Below are 21,430 nucleotides of genomic sequence, written 5' to 3' on the forward strand. Positions count from 1 at the left end.
GCGAGTGGGCCACAAGGCCGCTCGCACGACGAGCGGCCTTGCATCATAGTCCCTCACCCGCTCAATGCAGCGGATCGCCCTGGCCGAGCGCGTAGGCGACGAGGTCTTTGAGCGCGAAGCCGGAGCCGGTCACCGGCGTCCATTGCGGGTCGAGCGACAGCACGGAGGAATTATCTCCGAACATCATGCCGAGGAAGACCTCGGCGACGATGCGACCGCCGACCGGTCCGAGCTGCGGTGTCCTAACCGTGGCGGGCCCACCAGTGGCTGAGATTGCCATGTCGGTCGCGTTTTGCCGCGCCTCGGCGAGGATGTAGGCCCACAGCGGGCAGTTGCCGGCGAACACGCCGTTCGCGATGCTCGCGATCTTGACTTGCGGATCGCCCGCGCCGGGCTCGTCGACGGCCTTGCCGATGATGATCTCGTCGTCGCTCAGCGGCGTCAGGTTCATCGCCCTGGCGACGGCCTGGCCCGACGGCAGTCCGAGCCGCCAGCTGCGCTCGAGATTGCGCAGCGCCAGCGACGCCGGATTGGAGGCGACTTCCGGGGGCAGCTTGCGCAGCGGGTCCACCAGCGAGGCATCGATGCGATAGGCGAACTGCAGCCGCCTCTTGTTGTCGGGATTGGTGTCGTCGTCCTCGACGCCATAGGGGCGCGTGTCGAGATCGATGAAGCGGCCCCAATCCATGGCGCGTCCCGGTCCCATCGCACGGAAGCCGGTCAGTGCGTTTTGGTCGGGATTGTTGGGATCGGGGAAGATCTGCAGCAGCATGTTGGCCGCGTCGTTCAGCCGGTAGCCGGGGCGGATCATGGAGTGCCCGAGCCGGTAGGCCGCGACCGAAAATTCCACCGGCATGAACGGATAGGTCTTCCAATGGTAGTACGCGAGCTTGCTGCGGTCGTATTGACCTGCGGTCTTGAGCTCGTCCAGCACGCTGGCGTGGACGATGCGCGGCAGGAAGTCGTTCAGCACCACGTACTGATAGTGGAATCGAACGCGCTGCTGCACGTCTTCGAACGACAGGCTGTCATTGTCGTCGACCATGCGGTTGTGAAAGCGCAGCATCAAGGCCTGGAATTGCGAGACGATGCTGTTCTCGTCGTTGCGGGGATCGCCGATCAGCGCGCGGCCCTTGAAGCGCGGCAAATCGACTGCATCGGCCACGCCGGCGCCCGTGACCTTCTCGCCGAGCCGGAACTTGATCCCGTCATACATGTAGGGCTGGTCGTTCGGACCGCGGCCGTAGAGATTGTCCATGTCGAGCGATGGCGTGCGGAAATCGACGAGCCCGTCGGGATCCTGCTGCTTGGTCAGCGAACTGACCGGATCGAAGGTGATGTCGTGGTCGATGAACTGGCCGAAATAAGTGTAAAGCGAGGGAATGCCGCTCTCTTCCCCGTCCGGCCCGTCCTTCGGCCCGTCGAAATCGGCGACCATCTTGTCGGCCAGCGCCGACAGGTTTGCGAAATTGTCGGAATCGTTCGGGCCGAATTTGGCCGGTGCGAGCTTGCGGAACATGCGGCCGAAGCGGCCTTGCGAAAGCGGCGAACGCGTTGCGTTCAGACCGCGCGGAACAATTGCGTGGCGGCTGCTCATTGAAACACCTTCCTGAAAAGTCGAATGAAACAGATCGGGCTAAAGTTTCTCGCGCTCGGGTTTGCAGCCTAGGCGCGATCACGCCTGCCACGAGCGAGATGGATCACAATTGCCCGGCATCGAAATTTTCGGAAGGTGCGCCTTGCCCGCAAGCCGCGGCTGCGCATCGCGAATTTCCTCCGTGGCGATGACGGATAACATTCTCGTCATCGACGGACGCAGGCGGCTTCGCACAGTTTCAATTCGTCGGGGCGTCGGCGAAGCGGATCGGCTTCACGTAGAAATTGTAGCGGCGCGCGCGTCATGCGCGCACGCCGCCAATTCGTCAGTAGTCGCGCTGCTGCGAGAACGCGTAGCGCGGGTTGATGCCGCAATAAGACGATGTGCCGGAGGCGGTGGCGAGGCACTGCTGATAGCTGGCGAACTGGCAATTGCCGGGGTAACCCCACGAGCGGCCCTGGATGCAATATCGATCGTTCGCAGGATGTGCCTGGGCGGCCGGGGATGCTACGGCGAGCAGGGCCGCGAGCGATGCGAGAGTGAGGATGGTGCGACGCATGTCAGTCTCCTTCGAGAGCGAGTGGGTGGGAATGTCAGCGAGCCTGGCTCGTCTGTTGCGCAGTCATGCCTGTATTGGTGTCGGCGGAATGCCTTGCGTTCGCGACAGGGCACATCATGACGCAGCCTGCCGCCAGCAATGTGATCTCGGCCACAGTTCACGATGGGGTTCGGGCCTATCGTGAACGGACTTGCACGCGTCGATCCCGGAGAACTACGCTTGCCTTATTCGGATCAGGTATTTTGGAGGTTCTGATGCAGAAATCATACTTGCTGGCTGCGACAGCAGCGCTGGCGCTTCTCATGCAGACACCGCTCGCGTTGGCGCAGGGCGCACCAGCCGCCGCCGGAACCGCGGCGCCTGCGACGACAACCGCCGCGCCGGCAGCGACGACGACCGCGCCGACTGCAGCCAACGACGCTTCCAGCCAGCCGACCGACTCCAAAAAGAGTGCGTCGAAAAAGCCGGCGAAGAAGAAGATGACGCGGCAGCAGGAGATCGATCACTCGGTCGACAGCGGCACGGTGCCCGCGCGCTACCGCAGCTCGGTGCCCAAGCAGTACCAGCAATACATTCCGTTCGATAAGCAGTGACGGATCGCACGGCGGCGCGGCGTGATCGGGCATCGCACCGCCGGTGCCATCGCGTCAAAATAGGACCTTGGCCGGGCGGAATCCGGCCATACATCCCCAGTGGCGGTCCGCGCGAGCGGTGCTAGAGTAGGCCGAAGCCTAGGGGGAGTAATGAGTGACGACGTGAAGGATGCTGGCCTCGTGGCCATGATCAGCAGCATCCTGGGAGGCAACAGGCGCGCCGCAGACAGTATTGTGCCGCCGCCGCTCATCGAGGTTCCGCCGCCGACAGCGCCGACGAACGGATTTGAGCTGGCCGAGCCGCCCGCCGCCGATACGCCGCCGGCCAAGGCCGAGAACAACCCAGAGAACAATTCCGAGAACGCGCCCGGTGCGGCGGCGGCTGCCGCGAAGCCGGTCGAGCCGCCCGCGAAGATCGCGACGACGCCTGATGGCAAGCAGTTGCTGCCTGCTGAAGCGATCGCCGATCTCGTCCTGGGTGAGCTGCGCAAGCTGGAGAATTTTCCGGCGACCGGTGCCTCCGTCACGGTCTACGGTTACAGGCACTGGAATGCGATGATCACCTTCGCGCCGTTCTCGACCACATTCCGGGATGCCACGCGGTTCCGCCAGGCCATGCCGGACATCGTCTTCAAGCTGCGCCGTTTCGTCGAACTTGAGATATGATCCTGGCCATGAGCCCGAACAGTTCGACAGGAATTTCGACTTGAGCGTTGCCTTTACCAAAGAAGAGAGCGCGGAAACCGCCGCCGAGACGCTGTTGCCGGATCGGCCGATCTCGCCGCATCCAAACCTCGTGACGGAAGCAGGCTTGCAGGCGCTGCAAAGGCAGCTTCAGGACGCACGCGAAGCCTATGAAGCTGCGCAGGCGATCGAGGACGTCAACGAAAAGCGACGGCAATCGGCGGTGCCCTTGCGTGACGCCCGCTATCTCACCGAACGGCTGCGCACGGTGCAGGTCATTCCCGCCCCGGCCTCGACTGATGTCGTCGCCTTCGGCAGCACGGTGACCTTCAGCCGCGCCGATGGCCGCGTGCAAACCTATCGCATCGTCGGCGAGGACGAAGCCGATCCCAAGGCCGGCACGATCTCGTTCGTGGCGCCGGTGGCGAAGTCGCTGATGGGGAAGGCGGTCGGGGATGTCGTGGGATCGGGTGCGCAGGAGATCGAGATTTTGTCGATTGGGTAGGGGGCGTTTATCGATGGTTTCCGCTGTGTCCGTGCAACCAAGCGCGATAGCTGGATGAGGCGGTTTCTGTCGGGGGCGTTGCCGTTTTACGCGCTGGCCGGATTGGCCATGTGCATGTACCTCGTCCTGTACAAGACTGATCTGTTCGACTTGAACGCCGTCGTCCAGGATGCAGCCGGTTCGTCGTGGTTTCCGGTCTTCATATTCGTCTGCGTGCTACTCGAGTCGGTCTTCCCGTATTTTGGCTATTTTCCCGGAACCGCTCTTATCCTGATGTCCGTAGCGCTCAATCCGAAGCCCGCGGACGTCCCCGTCTTCATCGTGGCGTGGTTGGCCATCATCGCGGGCGCCGTCCTGAGTTACGGGCAGGCTCGCTTTTTCAGACCGCTGTTGCAGCGGGTGGCCTCAAAGGCGGCGCTGAACCGCTGTGAGTCCCTCCTCGACGCCTACGGCCCTTACGCGCGCATTGCCCTGTTCGTTCATCCCAACGCCTGCGCGATGTATTTCACGGCGCTCGGACTCCTCGGCCGCAACCTGACGCGAGAGCTCGCTTATCTCGGCGTGGGGGCAGCAGCCTCCGTGGGCGTTCTGTTCGTCGTCGTGACCAGACTTGTGTCGTCCGTAGGCACCACCGACGACGGGGAATTGCAGCTGCTGCTGGCCGCAGCACTGGTTGCCATCGGAACCCTGGTCGGTCTCTACGCGGCTTGGCGGCCGGCGCGGACGGCTTGAAGCTCGAGGAGGCGTGCGCGTCAGCCGGCGCGGTCTCACCCCTTGCTCCGTCATTGCGAGCGCAGCGAAGCAATCCAGTCTGTCTCCGCGGAAAAACTCTGGATTGCTTCGCTACGCTCGCAATGACGAGGGGAGATCATGCGCAAAACAAAGAGCTAGTGCCCGAAGGGCGATGGCCCAATACTCCCGCTCAGGCCACCGCGACGATGCCATCATGCGCCTGTTTTGCCCGACGAGTCAAATCCGATTTCGGAAAAATAGCATGGTTGTAACCCATTGATCCGACTGATGCCGGCTACTGTGCATGGGGTTGTTTTCGACATTTTGTGATTGAGACGGTCCCGACACGCCACTGTGTGTCGACGATAGGTCCACAATCAGCAGGGTTCAGGAAGGTGGATGGTGGGCGCACAAGGGATCGAACCTTGGACCTCTCCCGTGTGAACCACAATCCGTAGACCCGAGCTAACCAAATCCGGCCATAGTTAGAATGTAAAAACTCCTTTAATTGATGGGAGTTATGGCCTCATGCGACCGTAGTAGCCCATAAGCGGCCTTGCTACATTTTGTATGCCCCCGTTGTGCCCGCCGTGGATTTTCCCCTTGGGCACAAAAACGAGGGAGGTCTGAGAGCCGGTTCTGTTCGAGGGCTGACTGCCCTTCTGGGGCACACCGGGCGCAGAGAGAGAAGGAATCATGACGGAGCCGGCCAACCAGCTGACACTCACCGATACGGTGATCCGCAACGCAACGCTGCCGCCGGGTAAGGCGCAGCATTATCTCCACGACGACAAGCTGCCCGGCCTCGCCTTACGCATGCGCGCCACCGGCGGCCGGACCTGGGTCTACCTCTTCACCAAGCCGGGGGTGAAGGGGACCCAGCGCAAGACCCTCGGCGCATGGCCCAAATATAATGAAAAGGCCGCGCGCAAGGCCGCCACCATCGCCGCAGGTGAGGTAGTCAAGGGCTTGGACCCGAACGACGCGAAGCGCGAGGCGAGGCGGCAACAGGCAGCCGAGAAACAGCGCACCACGCTCGCGACGCTCATTGTTGAAGATGGTCCCTACCAGACGTCCTTGACCGAACGTCAAGTCGTCAACTGGAGGCCGGCAATGTCGGCGCTCCGGCGCGGGCTGAAGGATCACGCCGAGAGCGGCGTGGGGGACCTGACGCGACGGCAGATTATGGCTGCGGTCGACAAGATCGCCAAGACCGGCAAGCGCGGCGCAGCCAAGGACTTGCGCAAGCACGTGCATACCTTCCTCGAATGGTGCGTGGGCGAAGGTTACGTCGAGCACAACGTGCTCGCTGGTTATCGCGCCCCCAAGGAAACCCGAGCGCAGAGAGTCGGGCGCCGAACAAAGGGCCGCGCGCTCACCGATGAGGAGATCATCAAGGTCTGGGATGCATCCGGCAAGCTCGGGGCTTTCGGTCTCCTGGCTCGCATGTGCCTGCTCGGTGGCCCGCGCCGCAGCGAGCCTACCATGATCGAGTGGCGAAAGCACATTATGGATGACCGGATCACCTTCGATGCGGCCTGGACCAAGATGGGGCTGCACCACGATGCTCCGCGGACTCATCTGGTTGACGAGGTGCTCGCGGCCGCGAAACATTTCCAGCGGGCAACCTCCGACTATGTCTTCCCGTCACCAAAAACCGGCGGCCAGATGTCCGGCTTCACCAAGATGGTCAACCGACTGGTCAAGGAAGCGAGCGTCGCCAAGTTCACCATGCATGACTTAAGGCGCAGCTTGCGCACCATCATGTCACGCTGTGGCTACGACAACGAAATCCAGCGTCTATGTGTTGGGCAAAAGCCTAGTGGAATCGATCAGGTCTACAATCACGACGAACAGTGGATCATCCGCAAGATGGCCTTCGAAGCTGCCCACGACTACATTGCGGAGTTAGTCGGCGCGAAACGGGTCGGCAAAATCGTGCGCCTTCAGCGGACGAATCCACTTGACCCGATCAAGGCAGAGCTCCTCGGCCGTCTCCGTGAGCATTATGCTTCCGAGGCGCCTTAGTGGTCTTTTCGCACTTGGCCAGATAGTCGCGCACCGCGTCGACACGATAGAGTGGCCGGCCATCGACGTAGCGCCATTTCAGCGGGTGGTTCGGATCGCGCCGCCACTGCTCCAGCGCGCCAGGCGTTCGCCGGATGACCGCGGCCGTCTCCAATGCCGTCAAATTGGAGCTACCGGGCAGCGTATCGATATCGAACGTCGCGGGCGGCGGCATGCCACGGTTTTTGCGTGACCGCTTCGTAGCGTGCAGCTTCTTGCCACCTTCCGGCACCCCTAATGCCTCGATCGGAGTCTTCCCGCCCATGCCTGCGACCGAACCGTGACCCGCTGAGGCAATAGAAGCGCAAGCTTCTCCAGGAACAAAGAGATCTAGAGCTTAAGCATAGCTGCCGGGTAGCTGTGGCGTGCAAAAAGGACGAATTGCATCCATTTGCCGGTGATGGGGACTTGTAAGGGGCGTCGCGGGGCCGATCGGTACCTAAATGTCAGAGAGGCCTCGCATTAGGGGAGAGCTGCGCACAATCGATTTGACAAGAAATGGCCCGCCGATGAGATCGGTGGGCCATTTCTTGTTGCTGATTCAAAATCGTCGTGGCCGCTTTCGGCGAACATGACAATTTGTTCCATGCTTGCTCTCGCTGTCCGCCAGATAGGGCTACCCCGCGCTGGCGCGAGCCGCGCACGATTCGATCGGCTTCAGGCGTTCGTCACATGGCCGGGAGATAGAGCAACCCTGATGTCGCGAGGGACCTCGTTTGATCCTTGCGGCAGTGACGCGATCGCAACGAGAAGAGCTGCGGCAAGCAAAAGCGTACGGGACATGATAGATCCTTTCTTTCTTATCAGTAGCTGGACAGGTTGAGACTTACATCGTCGGGTAATGAACCGAACGGCACGCCGTTCAGATCGCGCTTCGCAGAGCTCCGCGTTTCCCGCTCCTCGCGTCGCTGGTTCTCGACCTGCTTTGCAAGGTTGAGCGAAGTCTCAAGGGCAGGAATTCGGCTCAGCGGAACTTCGTGACCGACAGGGTGATGTTCCGGGAGGTCGGAAGCCTTGATGTCAAGGCGCTCGGCCGCGTCGCACAGCAGATTGGCCGCGAGATCGTGCCGCTCGTTGACGGCGACACGCGAATCGCCGGTGACAAAGGACACGTAGATGACGAGTTTGACGAAATCGTCCTGCGCCAGGCTGTTCGTGACGTTCACCTTCATCTGGTGGTTCGCAAAGTACCAGTTGATCATCGAACGAACAAAAAGGACCTTGGATCCAAGGTCATTCGGCGAACCGAGAAACGAGAAAGCCTGTTTGAAAGCTGCCGACGCCAGTTTGTAATTCTTGCGGTACAGCTCCAGCTGACCTTCGAGCGAGGCGAGCGCCGCCCTGTCGATGGCACGTTCCTGACGCTTTGGCGGGGTCATCGGGGAGCGCGCCTCACGAAGTCGGTCCCGCAGCCGCGAGAGCCTGCTGTCGGCTTTCTCCTTAATCCTCTCGAGAGTGTCACTCAGCCGCTCGGGCAATTCTTCCTTCGTCCGGCGGGCGAAGTCCATCTCGGCGTGAGCCGTGCGAAGTTCGTATTCCGTCAATTGCGCATCGAGTGCGACGCCCAAGACACCGGGATACAGAAGCTCCAGAACAGCAGGGGCGAGGCCAGCGACATCGCCGGTGCCCTTACGGGCGCGGCTGACGGCAACCTCGGTGACGTTCAGGAAATCCGCAATCGCAACGCCTGAACTGTAGTTGAAACCGTGCCTGAGGATGTTCAGAAGGATGAGGTTGTCCACCGAGGCCGGGATTTTGGGGGCGCCGGCATCAGGCGTTTTGGCTTTCGTCATTGGTCTAATCACCTCCGTGAAGGGGTAGTTGACGATATGGTAGCCGCCCCGGCCGCCTCCACTTTCAGAATGAAATATGGGTGAAACGTGGCTGCGACCTCTTGCCGCCGGGCGCGAAAAGCCCTGCCGGGCCTTGCGACCCGGCAGGGCGTACCAGTTAGAGGAGCCCGAACGGAGGTCGTTAGGCCGCTTTGCGCGCTCCGAAGCCCGCCAGCGCGGCGTCGGACATCACCGCTGTCGAAGCCGGCGCGTAGGCGTTCTGCGCGGGATCGAACACGAGCGTCACCGCCTCGCCAGCGATCACTACGTCGAGTTCGTAGAAGCCGGCAGTGACCCGATCGGAGATCGTGATCGACTGCAGCTTGTCCGTCGGAATGAACCCGCCGTAACCGTAGATGCCGTCGACCAGGAGGTAGGCAATGTCGACGAAGGGGCCGGTGTTGAAGAGGACGGCCAGCTTCGACGTATCGCCCTTCGTGGAGACCTCCAGGTACTGGGACGACAGCAAACCTGAGCGGACGGCGCCGATCGTGGTGTAGGGGAGGATCATTTCCTTCACATCACGGAACGCCCTGAGTTCGGCGAGTAACCGGCCGAACTGCATTACCGCTTCTATGCCATGTGGGATATTTGCATACCGCCAAGCTAAGCCGATCGATTGAGCGCGCCCAAGCTCGTTTGCCTACGGGCCCTGCTTCGCCCACTTGGCGACGATCGCATCAAACGGGCGTGGATAAGTCCATCTATTGATGAAGAACTTGCGTTCGTCTGCAGGAAACGATCGAGCGCAGAACAGGAAGGCGCGTCTTTGCCACGCATCCATGCCTTCGAAGTCTTCTTTGAATTCGCGAAGCCAATCAGTCGCGTTGCTTGTGCTGGCCGCCAACAAAATCTCTCGTTTGGCGAATGGATCGCTGCCCGCGTGCCGCTTTGCCAGTTCGGAGAAATGGTTGATCGATGAATTTCGTGAGAAGAGGGAGAGGATCGACAATCTGAAGTATTCACTGTCCGTGATCGATGGCGTGTCAAGAAGTTCGATAAGCTTCGCTCCGACGGTCAGCCAGTCCTCACGCGAGATGTTTTGAACAGATGCAAGGTATGAACAGATGGCTTTCTCACGCAGAAATCAGCTGATTGAGGTTGCCCTGGATTCGCGAGGCGAGCTCATCCTCTTCAAGGCCGAGCAGGCGCGCGAGCGATGCAAGCGTTTGCGCGACATCGAGCGGACGCATGTTTCCCACGTCACCCTTCACAAAGGGTCCATCGGTCTCCGTCAGCAGGCGGTCGTGCGGAAGATCCGCCACCAAAGCCACATGGCGGTCGTTCTTCAGCATCTCGATGTTGATGGAGAAGTAACAGCCAAGCTCGATCGCACGTTTGGCACTTAGAGCATTTGCAGAAAATCCTCCTCACGGAAGACTTTGCGAATCACTTGTTGAGGACGAATCATAGTTGACTTAGCTAGTGCGCCGCCCGCGGATAGTTCAAACGGCGATCGAAGGCGGGCGTTCGAAGAGCTTCAAGAGCCCGTATCACTTGCGGCGCTGGTGGCCTTTGCAAACATCCTTGCCATCGAGTGAGGTCACGTTCGGCGCGGAATCGGCAATGACCGGCGTAAGCGCGTACGCCTCGCGCATGAGTATCTGATGAGTGGCCGCCAGAGCCTCCAAACTGCAATCTATTTGGCTCGTAGAGCAACGATCTTGTCGTCTTTAGGCTTTCCCGCAGCTAAGAACACATTGTCTCGCCACAGGGTGGCGCCGCTGCTTATCCCGTCTTTTGGACTCTGTTTGTAGTTGAACAGAGCGTTTTGGGCGTAAAGCTGATTATGAATATTGCTGATCAGCAGGCTGTTGATCCCTGCGACTGTGTCTCCGTCTGCGTCGATCAAGTTCTCTTCTCCTTCAAAGGTGCCGCGCAGGACCAACGTTGGAGAAAGCGGAAAAATCACTTCTGTACCCGGTACGCCAAATCCAGGCGACATATTTCCATGGTCTTGTCCGTCTGACCAGCGCAAGCAAACCGGGTGGTCGCTCGTGACGAAGCCGCCGGAACCGTCGCTCGCTAGGAGCATTTGCCAGCGCCGTCCTTGATGCAGTTGAACCAGATTGTCGTGAAACTGGAGCTCGACGAGAATATTGAAGTCTTGCGACACCTTGAATCTGCCTGGTGTGCTTTTGACTATTTCCTTGAACTCCTCATAGTCTCCCTAACCGGCGTCCCCTCCGCTTTCATTGCAGCGGCGTATTCGTCATATCGGCCCCGCGTCTCCAATCCTGCGGCCAGCATTCGTTGACCGGCTTGATCTACTATTTCGCCTATCGCCGCTCGTTGCTTCGGATTTCGCAATGTGACCGCCGCAATGAGATTCATGACCGCGCTTCGATCTTGCTCAGTGGTGAGCGACTTTGCAGCTTTGACGCGTTCAAGAGCGGGCGCGACTATGCCCTCCATTTCGGAAAGCGCCTTCTCGACTGCAAACGGATCGATCCCTTTCACGTTGATCAGATTGAAATAGAGTTCGCCGCCAACCTTCTTTGTTGGCACCCGGAAGAACTTCCCCCGCGGCCGATCTACGACGTAGAGGTGGTCTTTCGCATCAATGAAGCTACGCAGATAATATTGAGGTACGTAGTGCTGAATTTTCGCCTCGGCCACTGTGCACAGTCCTCTCATTTCGACGACGGGGCGGCATTCCCCACCTTTTGTCCTCCGAGCGCATCGTGTGCAATTTGGCGCGCGGACAGCGCAGCAACTTTCGCTTGGTATAGCCGTCGAATTGAAGGCATCGAGCGTCGAACGATCAACCAGGCTCGATGACAGTGACCTTGTGCTGTTGATAGCGGATCTAAGCGTCACCGCCGACAGCTTCGAGCCGGACGAGCGCCTTTTTTTGACGGCGGCGTTGTTCTTGCCGCTTTGCTGGTTTTAACGAAGCAGAGTACAGATTCGGTCGCCCCTGTGGGTCGCTCGTACGTTTTTCTGCCAGGATTGATGTCGGACATCGAACGGAGGTGAAAATCCTCGCGATCCGAGAGGGAAAGGCCTTGCCGTGCGCCCATTTCCGTGAGGATTGCAGGCAAATCATTGTGGATTTCTTTGTAATAGGAGTCCTGCACAACGAATACAGCTCGGCCACCCGGCTTGAGCGCTTTCGTAACTTGGATGAGCGAGCGTGCGGTCTTGTTGAAGTAATCGAGATGGGTCTTGTAGTAGTAGCCGTCCGACGCCTTCGAAGGATGTTTCTTAAGGGCGGCGAGAAACGAGGAACAGGTCGGTCCCCAGCTTTTGTCGATCGCGATGGCCCCGTCGGGCACTTGGACTGAGCCGATCATCCGCCGTCCAAGATCGCGCGGTTTCATCTTAAGGAGCGGGCCGAGCACTGCCAGCTCGATTCGGGTCGCGGCAGTGTAGTCGATGCGAGTGCAATAAGGCGGCGATGTTAGCACGAAGTCGATGCTGCTCTCGGGAATAGCCATGGTCGCGGTATCGGACAGTTGAATTGTACTCGCGCCGGCCCGGAACTCTGCGCCATTGATTTCCTCCTCCAGTTGCTTGGCCGCGAGGGCCTTAGACATGCCGCGCACGTTTTTGGCGAACTGATGGGCAATCGCATAAGCAGTCGGATCAAGCCGGTCATCGTCGGCCTTTGGCAGTTTGATCCAGGTTGGATTGGAGGACCGAAGAGATACAGCGAGCCGGCGGCAAGCAGCAAATAGTGCCACATAGAGGGTCGCGGCGGTGCCCGATATGCGGTCAAGGTGAATTCCGTCGGGCGACTTGGTCATGCTGCCCAAAAGCGTGCGGCGGATGTTCTGCTCGATGATGCGAACGACCCTTGCTGCGGCTGGCTGAAACCAGGTGAGGAGGGGATCCTCGTCGGGAAGAGTCACCGGCGACTCTCGCAAGTGCGCGAGGATTGTCGCAGCCAGCGGGCGCAAGTGATCGGCCTCGCTCGGTGGTAGGAGACGTGCCCTGGCTACGATGATCATTACCGGGTTGAGGTCGATCCCGATGGATTTGAGGCCCAACTGACTGGCAGCGTAGGTTGTGGTCCCACTACCGTTCCAGGGATCGAGGATCACGGCATCGTCTCGGAGTTTGGCGCTCTCTAAGATGTCGCGGACAAAGAGCTCCGGGAAGCCTGCATAATAGGGGAAGAAGCCCTCCCAACCTGTCTGCAGCCGCTTGTTACGCTTCGGCGAACCGATCTTCAGACCTACTCCCAATTTACCTCGCGCTCCTGCAGCTGCCCTTGCGACTCAGGATAGCCCAAAACCCCGCTCGCGGCGAACGGTGATGTTAAGCCGCTTCAGCTCAGGAGCCAGTTCGGCAACCTGCAGCAGGGAAATCGGCACGCTGCCCGAGAGGCTGGGCAAGGCCCTCTCATAGATTGCGACGCAGCGGGCGCTTGTCAGTCGCGAGTCGAAGAGGATGCCGTCGACATCGGGCAGCTGGCCATGGAGCAGCTCGGAGAATTCCTGGCCGCGTCGGTGATCGCGAGCCCTATTCGCATCGGTATCGACTCCAAGCTCGTATGCGCCGGCCCCGGTCAGATCGACCAAAGCCAGCTCGCGGCTCGAAGAGATCGACGTCACGCAACGAGCCTCGATATCCGGACGGTAGAGGAAGCGCCGCTGTTTGCCCTCGAAGCGATCGCGTACCACTGCCTCGGCGAAGGCCGTGGAGAAATCTTCGCCCGCATAAAGGACCGTGAACTGGCGCGCAGGGCTCGAGAACCGGCTCGAGCCAAAGCCGGCCCCCGCCGGTTGGGCGCGGTGACGGCTGGGCAGTATCCGTGGCCAATCGCTGATCCGGGCGGTAATGATCCGCTCACGTATTTTTCTCTCAATCAGCTTCACGTGTAGTCCAACGCACCTTCGGCGGCGCTCACCACCGCGTCAACATTGCCGGCCTGCAGCTCGTCTATTGGCGCCTTGCCGTCCGTAATCCGATTCGGCGTGACCAACCACTCCCAGGCTTCCTCGGGCGAGGAGAACATCGGAGTCACTCGTTCAAGACCACCAATCGGCCCGCGCCGATCGAATTGACGGAGCGGGTAGACGTAGTTACGGAGGCCCTTCCTGAGCGCGATGACTTTGTTGGCCTTGCGCCAGTTGTCGAGCGTCCCTCGCGCCACTTTTAGTCGCGCGACGACTTCACCTGCACCGGCTAGCTCGCTCTCGGCCCAGTCTGTCGAGTCGTCATCGACCGTAATCTGATCCAGTCGTCGCGTTCCTTCCGCCGCAGGCAGAACACGTCCAATGCCCTTGCCGACCAGCACATGGTCGGTTGGGCCGCCCGTATGAGCTGCAGCCACCTGCCTGCTGCGCGGGGTTCTGCCCCCGGCCTCGGGCAGAGAAACCTTCAGATCCAGTGCCAGCCTGACGAGCGCCTTCATGTCGAGGCGCTGGACCTTGGCTTCGATCGCTTGTGTAAGCTCTATCCTTTGCTGGTTCTGTTTCATCGCTTGCTCCCTTGCTATAGGCATAATATGCAATATAGGCAAATTATGCAATGCCAATGTGCGGAACCCAGATAACGTTTCGTCGAGCATCAAAGCATGGTATTGCATGGAAGAGCGTGGAAGACTATATTGGCGTCATGTCTCGTACCCTGTCCATCGCCGAGAAACTGACCCGCAACGCGGAAAAGCTGCAGCAGGCCTATGCCGGGCTGGCCAAGGCGCTCGGGGTAGGGGATGCCATTGGTCGCGAGCGTGCTCAGGCAAAGATCGCCGAGTACAACGCCGAATACGAAAGCCTCGCTGAACAACTGCGTTTTGCCGAACTCGAGGCCCGCGAGATCGCTGCGCCGCGAGGTCGTAAACCGGCCAAGCCGTTGCGGGAACTAGCTCTCGATGCCCTCGATGATCTTGGGGTACCCGCCCCGCCGGCCCTGATCGCAGATCTGACCGCGGCGCTGACCGGTATTCGCCCATCGCCGTCGCGGTTTGCCAGCCTGAGGAGGGACGAGGAAAATGCGGCACGGCGCAACGTCGCTGCCCGCCCGGCCTGGATCGTCCCGGCAATAAACGCCGCCGAGCTCACGGCTATTCCACGTCTCCTCTGCAGCTCGGCATGGAGTCTTGAGCGGCGCATCGTCGGGTCGCGCAGCATGCGCACCGATCATCTGCGCATCGCCGAGAGCCTGGCGCGCCGGCTGAAGCAGTTGCGAGAGGCCGGCGCCCCCGAATCGAAAAATATTGAACGTCTCCTTTTTCCGATCGCCCGCGCGATCCCCGGAGCAACCGAGACCGGCGTTCTCGTCGATACCGATAAGGTAACGGAGGCCGCCCGAGCCGAACTCTCGGTCCTTGAAGAGGCGGACCGTGCCGAGCGCGGTGAGGCTTGCGCCCGGTTCGCAACCTCTAGCCCGCACGTCCGCCTGTGGGGCCGGCCCGTGCTTATCGACACTGCTGCAGCCGCGAGGGCCATCAAGTGACCCCCGAAAACGCACGACTGCATCAGCTTCGTGGCGGACTAGCGCCAGTTGAGGTCGGTGCACGCGGTATCGAAAGCCTGGCGCGCAATGCCGATTGCACCCGCCTTCGGGCGATCGTCATCACCGGGCTCACGCCGAGCAAGGTGATCGAGCACGTTCTGGGCGAGCTGCCCGATGCGATGTCACCCTTCGCCATGACCCTGACCCAGGCTTTCGAGAAGCGCCTTCTCTCGAACGCCGGCGGGTCACTGTTGACGGTCTATCGCGAAAAGGGGCACCTCGATCCGCAGGACGCTAAGATCACGAACGTGGCCGATCTGGCACCGCGCGACACCCAGGTGGATCGCATTCGCCGCGAGCGCGAAACCCGCCGGCTGATCGAGCTGAAATTGCGAGGTGACCCAGCAGCTCCGAATCTGATCTTGAAGCCGCGTCTCACCTTGACCATCGTGGGCGTCACCCATGCCATCGAACTCGACTATCTGATCGCGAGCGACAGAGAACCGTTCTATCGTGTAGGAGTCATCAAGTCCTACGCCGACCGTGTCGGCAAGACCAACAAGGCCCACATCCGCACGGCTTGCCGGGAAGCGTCGGTGGGCACGCTGGCTTTGCAGCAACTGCTGACCTCGCTTGGGCAACCGGTCGAGCTTGCCGGCGATCGGATCGATATGGTCTTGAAAGCCCCGGGTTCATTCACGCCGCGGCTTTACGCCGCCCAGCGCGCCGAGTCCGAACTGGCCTCGCTGACCCGCGCCTTGGCGGCGGCGCCGAGCGACCTCGACCAGATCGAGCAGATGCTTCCTGCTGGAGCGTCTCTCGCCAAGCCCGAGGTCATCGAAGCGCTGCCCAACCACTATTGCTCGAGTTGCAAGGAACATTGCGCGCTCTGGCAACACTGCCGTGCTCAGGCGCAGGCACAGGGCAACGCGATCATCCTTGGCGATCAGGCTGCCGAGCAGTTGGCGGCAGCCGGTTCGCTCAACCGCGCCATGGACCTGTTGAACGGCAGCGGCCGTCCTCCTGACAACCGCGCTGAAGTGGTGCTGGCCGCCGACTTGCGGGCCGCCTCAGCTCTTCTCGATCGGATTGCCAATGGCTGATCTCCTCAACGTCGTCGCCCGCATGCGCGCGCTCGAACAAGGCCAAGCCGTCCGCATCGTCAGTCAGCGTCAGGTGCTTATCCAGCCCGGTGCGCAAATCCTGACCATGCTCTCGATGGCCGGAGAAGACACGTCCGTGCATGCCGTCGCGGTCGGTCGCCTTGGCGTCGCGCCGCGGATCAAGGTCGTTGCAGATCCCCGGCGCCGCGACGACCAGTACGAGCTGTTGCGTTGGCTACTCCCACATTTCGAGACCTACTACGCGCAGTGTCGCGCCGAGGGGACGTTCCCCCAAATCTGGGTCTCCTCGGACGGAGCGCTGGGCCATCTGGATACGCTCGCAGACCGACTGCGCTTTACCGACGACCAGCAGGTGCAACGGCTCGGCGAACTTTGGACTTATGCGGGCGAGCGCTCGCCAATCGCCGGCCAGCAGGCCTTGATCAGCGCCACATCCGCTCTCACGGCTCATTTTGCGACCGGTCAGCAGGAAACCGAGGACGAGCATCTGGGTGCCCTGCTGACCTGGATAGAACCGCCGCCCGGCCGCGACATCTTCGCGGCGGTCGCGATGGCTGAGCAGCAGCCGATGGGCGCCAAAACCGATCCCCGGTTCGACGCCGATGAACTGCAGCCGGCGGTGGCGTCGTTCAACAAGGCCCGCAAGGACAACGATGTCCGTGCTCAGGACTTTCATGCGGGCCGGATCCAGCAAATGATGGAAGGGGTTATCCGCCCGATCTACACGGCAACCCAAAAGGGCATGGCGATCCTGTCTGACCCCAGGTGGCAGCACAATGCCGCGCTCGTCTCTTTGGGGGAACAAGAAGCGTCAAACTTCGCCCGGTTCATGGAGGCGCGGGATGAGGGCCATCGGTTGCCCTACCATGACTCCGCCAAGGCCGCCGCGTTCAAGATCGTGGCGCGCGAGCGTACCGTCGACAATGTCGAGGCCGCCTTTGTGCGCCATGACCATGCCGCCCGCGAGCGCGGCGCCGAAAGCGGCACCGTGCTGCGCGGCACGCTCGTCGACCGGCAGAAGGTACGGCTGGCACCGCGGATATTCGAGACCAGGATGGTGCTCTCGACTGCTCAGGACAGCCTCCACTTGCGTGCCGGCGACGAGCTCTGGCATCTCGATGATCCCAAGCTCTGCATCCGCGTCACCGAGGTCGAGCGCCGCGGTCCCATCAGCTGGGTAAGCGCGATCGTCGATAAGGGTAAGCGCGCTGCCCTGCAGCTCGACATCGGAAACGTCCTTGATCTGGGGCCGGAGAACCCGGATTGGGGGGCTACGGTCCGCGAATTTGCGCAGATGCATACTCGACTTGCCTCTGCTCCTTGGACGCATGCCGAGGTTGTACCGCCAGCAACGCCCTCGAGCCGGCCCAGGCCGAACGATCTGCTTGCTGCCGTAGAAAGACTCGTGTGATGACCGATCCGCAGACACTTGCCGACGAGGCACTTCGAGAGATTCTCGAGAGTCAGTGGCAAGGCGTGCCGGCCGTCGTCCTGCGTTCGCCTCCGGGCGCCGGCAAGACCGGTGTCGCACAGCGGCTTGCGCTGCAGAGCGCGCGCCTGCTTCATCAGCGCTGCATGGTCGTCACTCAGACCAACGAACAGGCTTTCGATCTCGCCCGGCGCCTCGGGCGCAACGCGGATGGCTTCCCGATCCACCTCTACGCGAGAAAGGGCCTCGACCTACCGGCTGACGTTCGGACTAACGGCAATATTCGCGTCATCGAGGAATTTGGCCACATCCCTCAGCAACCTGGCATCACCATCGGCAACGCCGCCAAATGGAGCTGGATCGACACCGGCGAGGCAATGTTCGACCTTCAGGTTGTCGATGAAGCCTTCCAGCTTCCTGACTACCGCTTTCAGCTGATCGCCAACCTCGCGCCGCGTCTCGTAATGATCGGAGATCCCGGTCAGATCGACCCCTTCGTCCACTGTGAGATTGAACGGTGGCGGTGCAACCCGGCTGGTCCGCAAGTTTCGTCGCCTGCTGCCCTGGTCAAGCGGCATCCCGGCGTGATGCAGATGTCATTGCCGGTATCGCGGCGACTGAACACGGACACGGTCCGTCTTGTGCAGCCCGCATTCTATCCCGAAATGCCGTTCGAGGCGATGAGCGAGGACCGTGAACTCCGCTTCGAGGTTGCCGGCATCATGCCTTTCGACGCCGCGCTCGATGCGGTCACCGCGGGCGCCAAGATCGTCATGGTCGAGCTGCCGCCGCAGCTGACGGGCGAGCGCGACGAGGAAATTGCCGATGAACTTGTCGCATCCATCCGCCGCCTGCTCATGCGCAACGCATGGGTCAGGGACGATGGTGTCGTGTCCCAAGTTACACCGGAAACGATCGGCGTGGTCTGCGCGCATGTCAGCCAGGTCAACGCCGTGCGCGAGCGCCTCGGGCGCGATCTTGCGGGCGTGTTTGTTGAAACCGCCAACCGCTATCAGGGGATCGAGCGTGCCTTCATGTTCGTGCATCATCCGCTCTCGGGGCGTGCCGATGCATCGGCGTTCCACCTCGACGCCGGCCGGCTATGCGTGATGCTCTCCCGCCATCGGGTTGCTTGCTGGATATTCGGTCGGCAGGGCATCGCGCAGCAATTGACCCGTTATGCACCGATTGGCGATCGCGCCCTCGGCATCGACGATGATCCCGAGTATCGAGGTTGGCGAGCCCATCTCACGGTGATGTCTTGGCTGGCCAATGCCGGGCGGCTCTATCCTGCCGTTCATGGCATGGTTGCCTCTACTCCTGGCCGCGTAGCCGGCTGACGTTGCATATGAAGTGCGACGAACAGTGTGAATAGCTGCTTCTTCGCGCAAGATCTAATGGGGGTATGTGTGCAATGTTGAAAGACGTCGACTAGGCGCAGATTCACGATCAAAGCCCGAAGCAGGCATTTCATTTTCTCGACGATCGAGAATTGGAGAATCGTTAGCGCTCAGTTTCAGAGCTGGTTCGCCGCAAAATGTCGTCGGTGCTGACGTTCCATAATCGGCTTTTCGAGAGGATGAGCCGGCGAGCTAGGCTCTGCACGTTAAAGACCTCATATGGGCCTAAGAATGTCGACGCTTCACTGAAGCCGTGCGCCGTCATGAAATTTCGAATGAAGCTGCTGACGTGGAGTGCTTCAGGTATCGTCAATTCCACATCACGAACGACTTGACCGTTGCTATACGGAGCTGGTGCACCAAGTGCTGGCTTGATGCTTTCTTCCGATTTGGATTTCTCGCCCCTCACGATCCAATTCACCTTTTGGCCAACGTCTATCCTCGCATTCTGTAGCCTCCCCAGCAAATCGTTTAGCACTGCAGGATTCCAGTCGCCCGCCAGAAACCGCGCCTTGGATGCGCTCGATTTTACTTGAAGTTTGAGTTCTTCAATCGCCGAGAAGGCAAGGTTGATTGCTATCGAGGTGCTGATGTGGCTCGAATAGAGTTCGGAGTGCTTGTCAAAAATCTGTCCGTACACTGGGTGGGTTGACCACCATGTGATGCTTTCCGTTTCGAGGCTTCTCGACAGTTTGTGGATTGCATACACAAAACCTTTATCGGGCCACGCCGTTGCCGCCAACGCTACCGCAAGGGGGAAATCAAAGCTGTGGCTGAATTGCTCAAAGTAGCCGCGACTTTGAAACACATCGCGGAAAACGCCCAATTGCTCAGTTGGGTTTTCAGGCAGTTTAAAAACTCTGCGGAGAGCCGCGTGCTGCCCAGGATTTGCTTCGATGATGTTTCTAGCCGCGTAGACGAGGCCAACGACATTGTTGGCCGTCGTCTCGTCTGCGTCGATCACCATCAATTGCCCGGCAACAGAGCCCGCTGGCGGTTTGAGGAGTGCAGCAGGATGCGAGATCTCCGTCACGCAACTTTTGTGAAACCAGAACCTTTCTGAAGGATCGGGAATAAAGCGAGTTGTCCATCCAATAGTCGAGCACAACGAATCTACTGCTTCGACGTGAGACGGATCGAGCACAAGGAAGGTACAGTACGATGTCATTCTAATCTGGACCCATAAGATAAGATCGGGTTTTCGGAGCGGATTGAGAAGGCTGTCGCCCCGTCTCTCTCAGTTTGGATTTGGTTGGTAGTAGATAGCATCAAGCATAGCGACGCGGACGTCCCACAGCTCCATCTCCCAACCCGTTGGCCGCTGCGCGTTATACCAAGGCGCCTGTTGGATGGGCTCGATCACACGCTCCCAGTAGTTTTCGAGCTTGATAGTGGTCGGCGCAAACGCAAGCGCGGCAGCGAGACGTGCCGTGTTGCCACCATTAACGCAGACGAAGAAGTCGGGGCGTTTCATCGCGAGGAGCCGGGTTGCCGGAGGAAGCCGTGCGGTGCGCGACGATTGCGAGAAAGCAGCGGTGAATGCTGCGACGTAGTTGTCGAACTGCGCTTCGGTAACGGTCCCGCGCGTCGGGATTGCGTCGAGGGCAGAAGCCAGCGTTGGATCCTCCAGGCCGATCAGCTTAGCAAAAGTACCCGCTCCGCCCATCGTGCCGAACCAACCCCATTCCAGATCGTCGAGGCCTGCACCCTCAGCTTCTACATGGCCAAGGACGCCTGCAACGCCCTTTGCCTCGGTGATTGACAGGTTAGCGAACGAAGGAGTCTTGGCGAAGATTTGTTGAATCGCCCACGCAACAGTCTCAAACCTTCTTGTAGTCTTGATGCAGGTCTTGCCGAGCCTGCCTGGCAAACTCCTTCCATGACATAATGGCGAGAGGCGAATTGAAGCTTGTCCAGTGCTTTCCTTCACCCGGCAGGACTGGATTTTTGGGTCTCGGCGAGCCGCCAGCGGCTCTATATTGTCTGCGATAGCTGTCAGCCAGTGGTTGGGTGATCGGAAGGCACAAAGGATGGTACCGATCGAGCTGTTCCCTGACTTGCTCGAAAAAGGGATATTCAACCGCGCCTTTGACGTGGACGCCTGCCTCCAGATTTCGCCCAAGGCCCCCCTTTGTGAAGTTGGCACTGCCGACGATTGCTTCAGCAGTGTTGCCGGACTCGAAATAGAAGATCTTTGGGTGGAAGCAGCCCGGCCGCTTCTTGGCCACGTAAGCATTCGGAACATCGACGAGACGATCAATGAGATCAGGATCTGTCGCGCAAAAGTCGACGCCTAGAAGGACGGATTCAAATTTGGCTTTGTTCGCGAGAAGTGTATCGGCCACAGACGTGATTCCGCCCCAGGCGACAGCGATAAAAATGCGATCATGCTTTTGGATAAGCGCCGAGAGCCGGCGCGCAGTCGATTTCGCGTCCAATATTGATACTTGCATGCCCCACGTTGCCCCTTGGTCTGCTTGCCGTGATCCTGGATCGGAGCACG

General features: G+C 60.3%; 23 protein-coding genes and 1 pseudogene. 9 read left to right on the forward strand and 15 right to left on the reverse strand.

Annotation, left to right across the window (positions count from 1 at the left end; all coding sequences use genetic code 11):
- Positions 1–61: 61 nt before the first annotated feature.
- Together FXB41_RS21025 and FXB41_RS21030 are read right to left on the reverse strand one after the other, a co-directional pair.
- Entirely contained in the window at positions 62–1,597 is a 1,536-nt protein-coding gene (locus FXB41_RS21025; protein WP_219683062.1) for a peroxidase family protein, read from the reverse strand.
- 325 nt (positions 1,598–1,922) lie between these two features.
- Entirely contained in the window at positions 1,923–2,156 is a 234-nt protein-coding gene (locus tag FXB41_RS21030) for a DUF3551 domain-containing protein (protein ID WP_007596464.1), read from the reverse strand.
- A gap of 254 nt (positions 2,157–2,410) precedes the next feature.
- Between FXB41_RS21030 and FXB41_RS21035 the strand changes: the two genes are divergently transcribed.
- The 5 genes from FXB41_RS21035 (at position 2,411) to FXB41_RS21055 (ending at position 6,698) form a co-directional block, all read left to right on the forward strand.
- On the forward strand, positions 2,411–2,749 hold the full coding sequence (locus FXB41_RS21035; RefSeq protein ID WP_219683063.1) for a hypothetical protein: 339 nt from the start codon (positions 2,411–2,413) through the stop codon (positions 2,747–2,749).
- Between the two features lie 150 nt (positions 2,750–2,899).
- Entirely contained in the window at positions 2,900–3,415 is a 516-nt protein-coding gene (locus FXB41_RS21040; RefSeq protein WP_007596461.1) for a hypothetical protein, read from the forward strand.
- A 40-nt stretch (positions 3,416–3,455) separates the two neighbouring features.
- Positions 3,456–3,938 (forward strand): transcription elongation factor GreA, encoded by a 483-nt coding sequence (gene greA, locus FXB41_RS21045; protein WP_219683064.1) that lies wholly within the window; start codon positions 3,456–3,458, stop codon positions 3,936–3,938.
- 54 nt (positions 3,939–3,992) lie between these two features.
- Positions 3,993–4,670, forward strand: a complete 678-nt coding sequence (locus FXB41_RS21050; RefSeq protein ID WP_219683065.1) for an SNARE-associated domain-containing protein — start codon at positions 3,993–3,995, stop codon at positions 4,668–4,670.
- 696 nt (positions 4,671–5,366) lie between these two features.
- Positions 5,367–6,698, forward strand: coding sequence for a tyrosine-type recombinase/integrase (locus tag FXB41_RS21055; RefSeq protein WP_219683066.1), 1,332 nt, complete (start codon positions 5,367–5,369; stop codon positions 6,696–6,698).
- On the opposite strand, the gene FXB41_RS21060 is transcribed toward FXB41_RS21055, so the two are convergent.
- The 10 genes and pseudogenes from FXB41_RS21060 to FXB41_RS21105 all read right to left on the reverse strand — a co-directional run bounded on the left by FXB41_RS21060 (position 6,643) and on the right by FXB41_RS21105 (position 13,997).
- A complete protein-coding gene (locus FXB41_RS21060) occupies positions 6,643–7,002 on the reverse strand; it encodes a hypothetical protein (RefSeq protein ID WP_219683067.1) in 360 nt (119 codons plus the stop codon). The genes FXB41_RS21055 and FXB41_RS21060 overlap by 56 nt on opposite strands.
- A 538-nt stretch (positions 7,003–7,540) precedes the next feature.
- The gene (locus tag FXB41_RS21065) at positions 7,541–8,530 is read right to left on the reverse strand and encodes a hypothetical protein (protein WP_219683068.1); all 990 of its coding nucleotides are present in this window, start codon (positions 8,528–8,530) and stop codon (positions 7,541–7,543) included.
- Between the two features lie 181 nt (positions 8,531–8,711).
- The gene (locus tag FXB41_RS21070) at positions 8,712–9,134 is read right to left on the reverse strand and encodes a hypothetical protein (RefSeq protein WP_219683069.1); all 423 of its coding nucleotides are present in this window, start codon (positions 9,132–9,134) and stop codon (positions 8,712–8,714) included.
- A 78-nt stretch (positions 9,135–9,212) separates the two neighbouring features.
- Positions 9,213–9,521: a hypothetical protein gene (locus tag FXB41_RS21075; protein ID WP_219683070.1), complete on the reverse strand. Its 309-nt coding sequence runs from the start codon at positions 9,519–9,521 to the stop codon at positions 9,213–9,215.
- A gap of 124 nt (positions 9,522–9,645) precedes the next feature.
- Positions 9,646–9,921, reverse strand: a pseudogene (locus FXB41_RS21080) (TatD family hydrolase); the annotation flags it as partial.
- Between the two features lie 287 nt (positions 9,922–10,208).
- Complete coding sequence (locus FXB41_RS41540) at positions 10,209–10,685, reverse strand: DUF4238 domain-containing protein (RefSeq protein WP_311985867.1); 477 nt, start codon at positions 10,683–10,685, stop codon at positions 10,209–10,211.
- A gap of 26 nt (positions 10,686–10,711) precedes the next feature.
- Positions 10,712–11,188, reverse strand: coding sequence for a DUF4238 domain-containing protein (locus tag FXB41_RS41545; protein WP_219683071.1), 477 nt, complete (start codon positions 11,186–11,188; stop codon positions 10,712–10,714).
- Between the two features lie 197 nt (positions 11,189–11,385).
- Positions 11,386–12,759, reverse strand: coding sequence for a DNA methyltransferase (locus FXB41_RS21095; protein ID WP_219683072.1), 1,374 nt, complete (start codon positions 12,757–12,759; stop codon positions 11,386–11,388).
- A 33-nt stretch (positions 12,760–12,792) separates the two neighbouring features.
- Positions 12,793–13,392 (reverse strand): RES family NAD+ phosphorylase, encoded by a 600-nt coding sequence (locus FXB41_RS21100; RefSeq protein WP_219683073.1) that lies wholly within the window; start codon positions 13,390–13,392, stop codon positions 12,793–12,795.
- A complete protein-coding gene (locus tag FXB41_RS21105) occupies positions 13,389–13,997 on the reverse strand; it encodes an antitoxin Xre/MbcA/ParS-like domain-containing protein (RefSeq protein WP_219683074.1) in 609 nt (202 codons plus the stop codon). Before FXB41_RS21105 ends, FXB41_RS21100 begins: the two co-directional genes overlap by 4 nt.
- A gap of 116 nt (positions 13,998–14,113) precedes the next feature.
- Between FXB41_RS21105 and FXB41_RS21110 the strand changes: the two genes are divergently transcribed.
- The 4 genes from FXB41_RS21110 (at position 14,114) to FXB41_RS21125 (ending at position 18,867) form a co-directional block, all read left to right on the forward strand.
- The gene (locus tag FXB41_RS21110; protein ID WP_219683075.1) at positions 14,114–14,974 is read left to right on the forward strand and encodes a hypothetical protein; all 861 of its coding nucleotides are present in this window, start codon (positions 14,114–14,116) and stop codon (positions 14,972–14,974) included.
- Positions 14,971–16,077 carry a hypothetical protein gene (locus FXB41_RS21115; protein ID WP_219683076.1) on the forward strand — a complete coding sequence of 369 codons (1,107 nt, stop codon included), beginning with the start codon at positions 14,971–14,973 and terminating at the stop codon, positions 16,075–16,077. The genes FXB41_RS21110 and FXB41_RS21115 overlap by 4 nt, the downstream gene beginning before the upstream one ends.
- Positions 16,070–17,509: a hypothetical protein gene (locus FXB41_RS21120; RefSeq protein ID WP_219683077.1), complete on the forward strand. Its 1,440-nt coding sequence runs from the start codon at positions 16,070–16,072 to the stop codon at positions 17,507–17,509. Before FXB41_RS21115 ends, FXB41_RS21120 begins: the two co-directional genes overlap by 8 nt.
- A gap of 164 nt (positions 17,510–17,673) precedes the next feature.
- The gene (locus FXB41_RS21125) at positions 17,674–18,867 is read left to right on the forward strand and encodes an AAA domain-containing protein (protein ID WP_219683078.1); all 1,194 of its coding nucleotides are present in this window, start codon (positions 17,674–17,676) and stop codon (positions 18,865–18,867) included.
- Positions 18,868–19,030: 163 nt separating this feature from the next.
- On the opposite strand, the gene FXB41_RS21130 is transcribed toward FXB41_RS21125, so the two are convergent.
- The 3 genes from FXB41_RS21130 to FXB41_RS21140 all read right to left on the reverse strand — a co-directional run bounded on the left by FXB41_RS21130 (position 19,031) and on the right by FXB41_RS21140 (position 21,365).
- A complete protein-coding gene (locus FXB41_RS21130) occupies positions 19,031–19,960 on the reverse strand; it encodes a hypothetical protein (RefSeq protein WP_219683079.1) in 930 nt (309 codons plus the stop codon).
- A gap of 204 nt (positions 19,961–20,164) precedes the next feature.
- Positions 20,165–20,797, reverse strand: coding sequence for a hypothetical protein (locus FXB41_RS21135; RefSeq protein ID WP_219683080.1), 633 nt, complete (start codon positions 20,795–20,797; stop codon positions 20,165–20,167).
- Positions 20,748–21,365 (reverse strand): phospholipase D-like domain-containing protein, encoded by a 618-nt coding sequence (locus tag FXB41_RS21140; protein WP_219683081.1) that lies wholly within the window; start codon positions 21,363–21,365, stop codon positions 20,748–20,750. Before FXB41_RS21140 ends, FXB41_RS21135 begins: the two co-directional genes overlap by 50 nt.
- Positions 21,366–21,430: the final 65 nt, after the last annotated feature.

The sequence above is a fragment of the Bradyrhizobium canariense genome (assembly GCF_019402665.1).
GTDB classification, from domain to species: Bacteria; Pseudomonadota; Alphaproteobacteria; order Rhizobiales; family Xanthobacteraceae; genus Bradyrhizobium; species Bradyrhizobium canariense.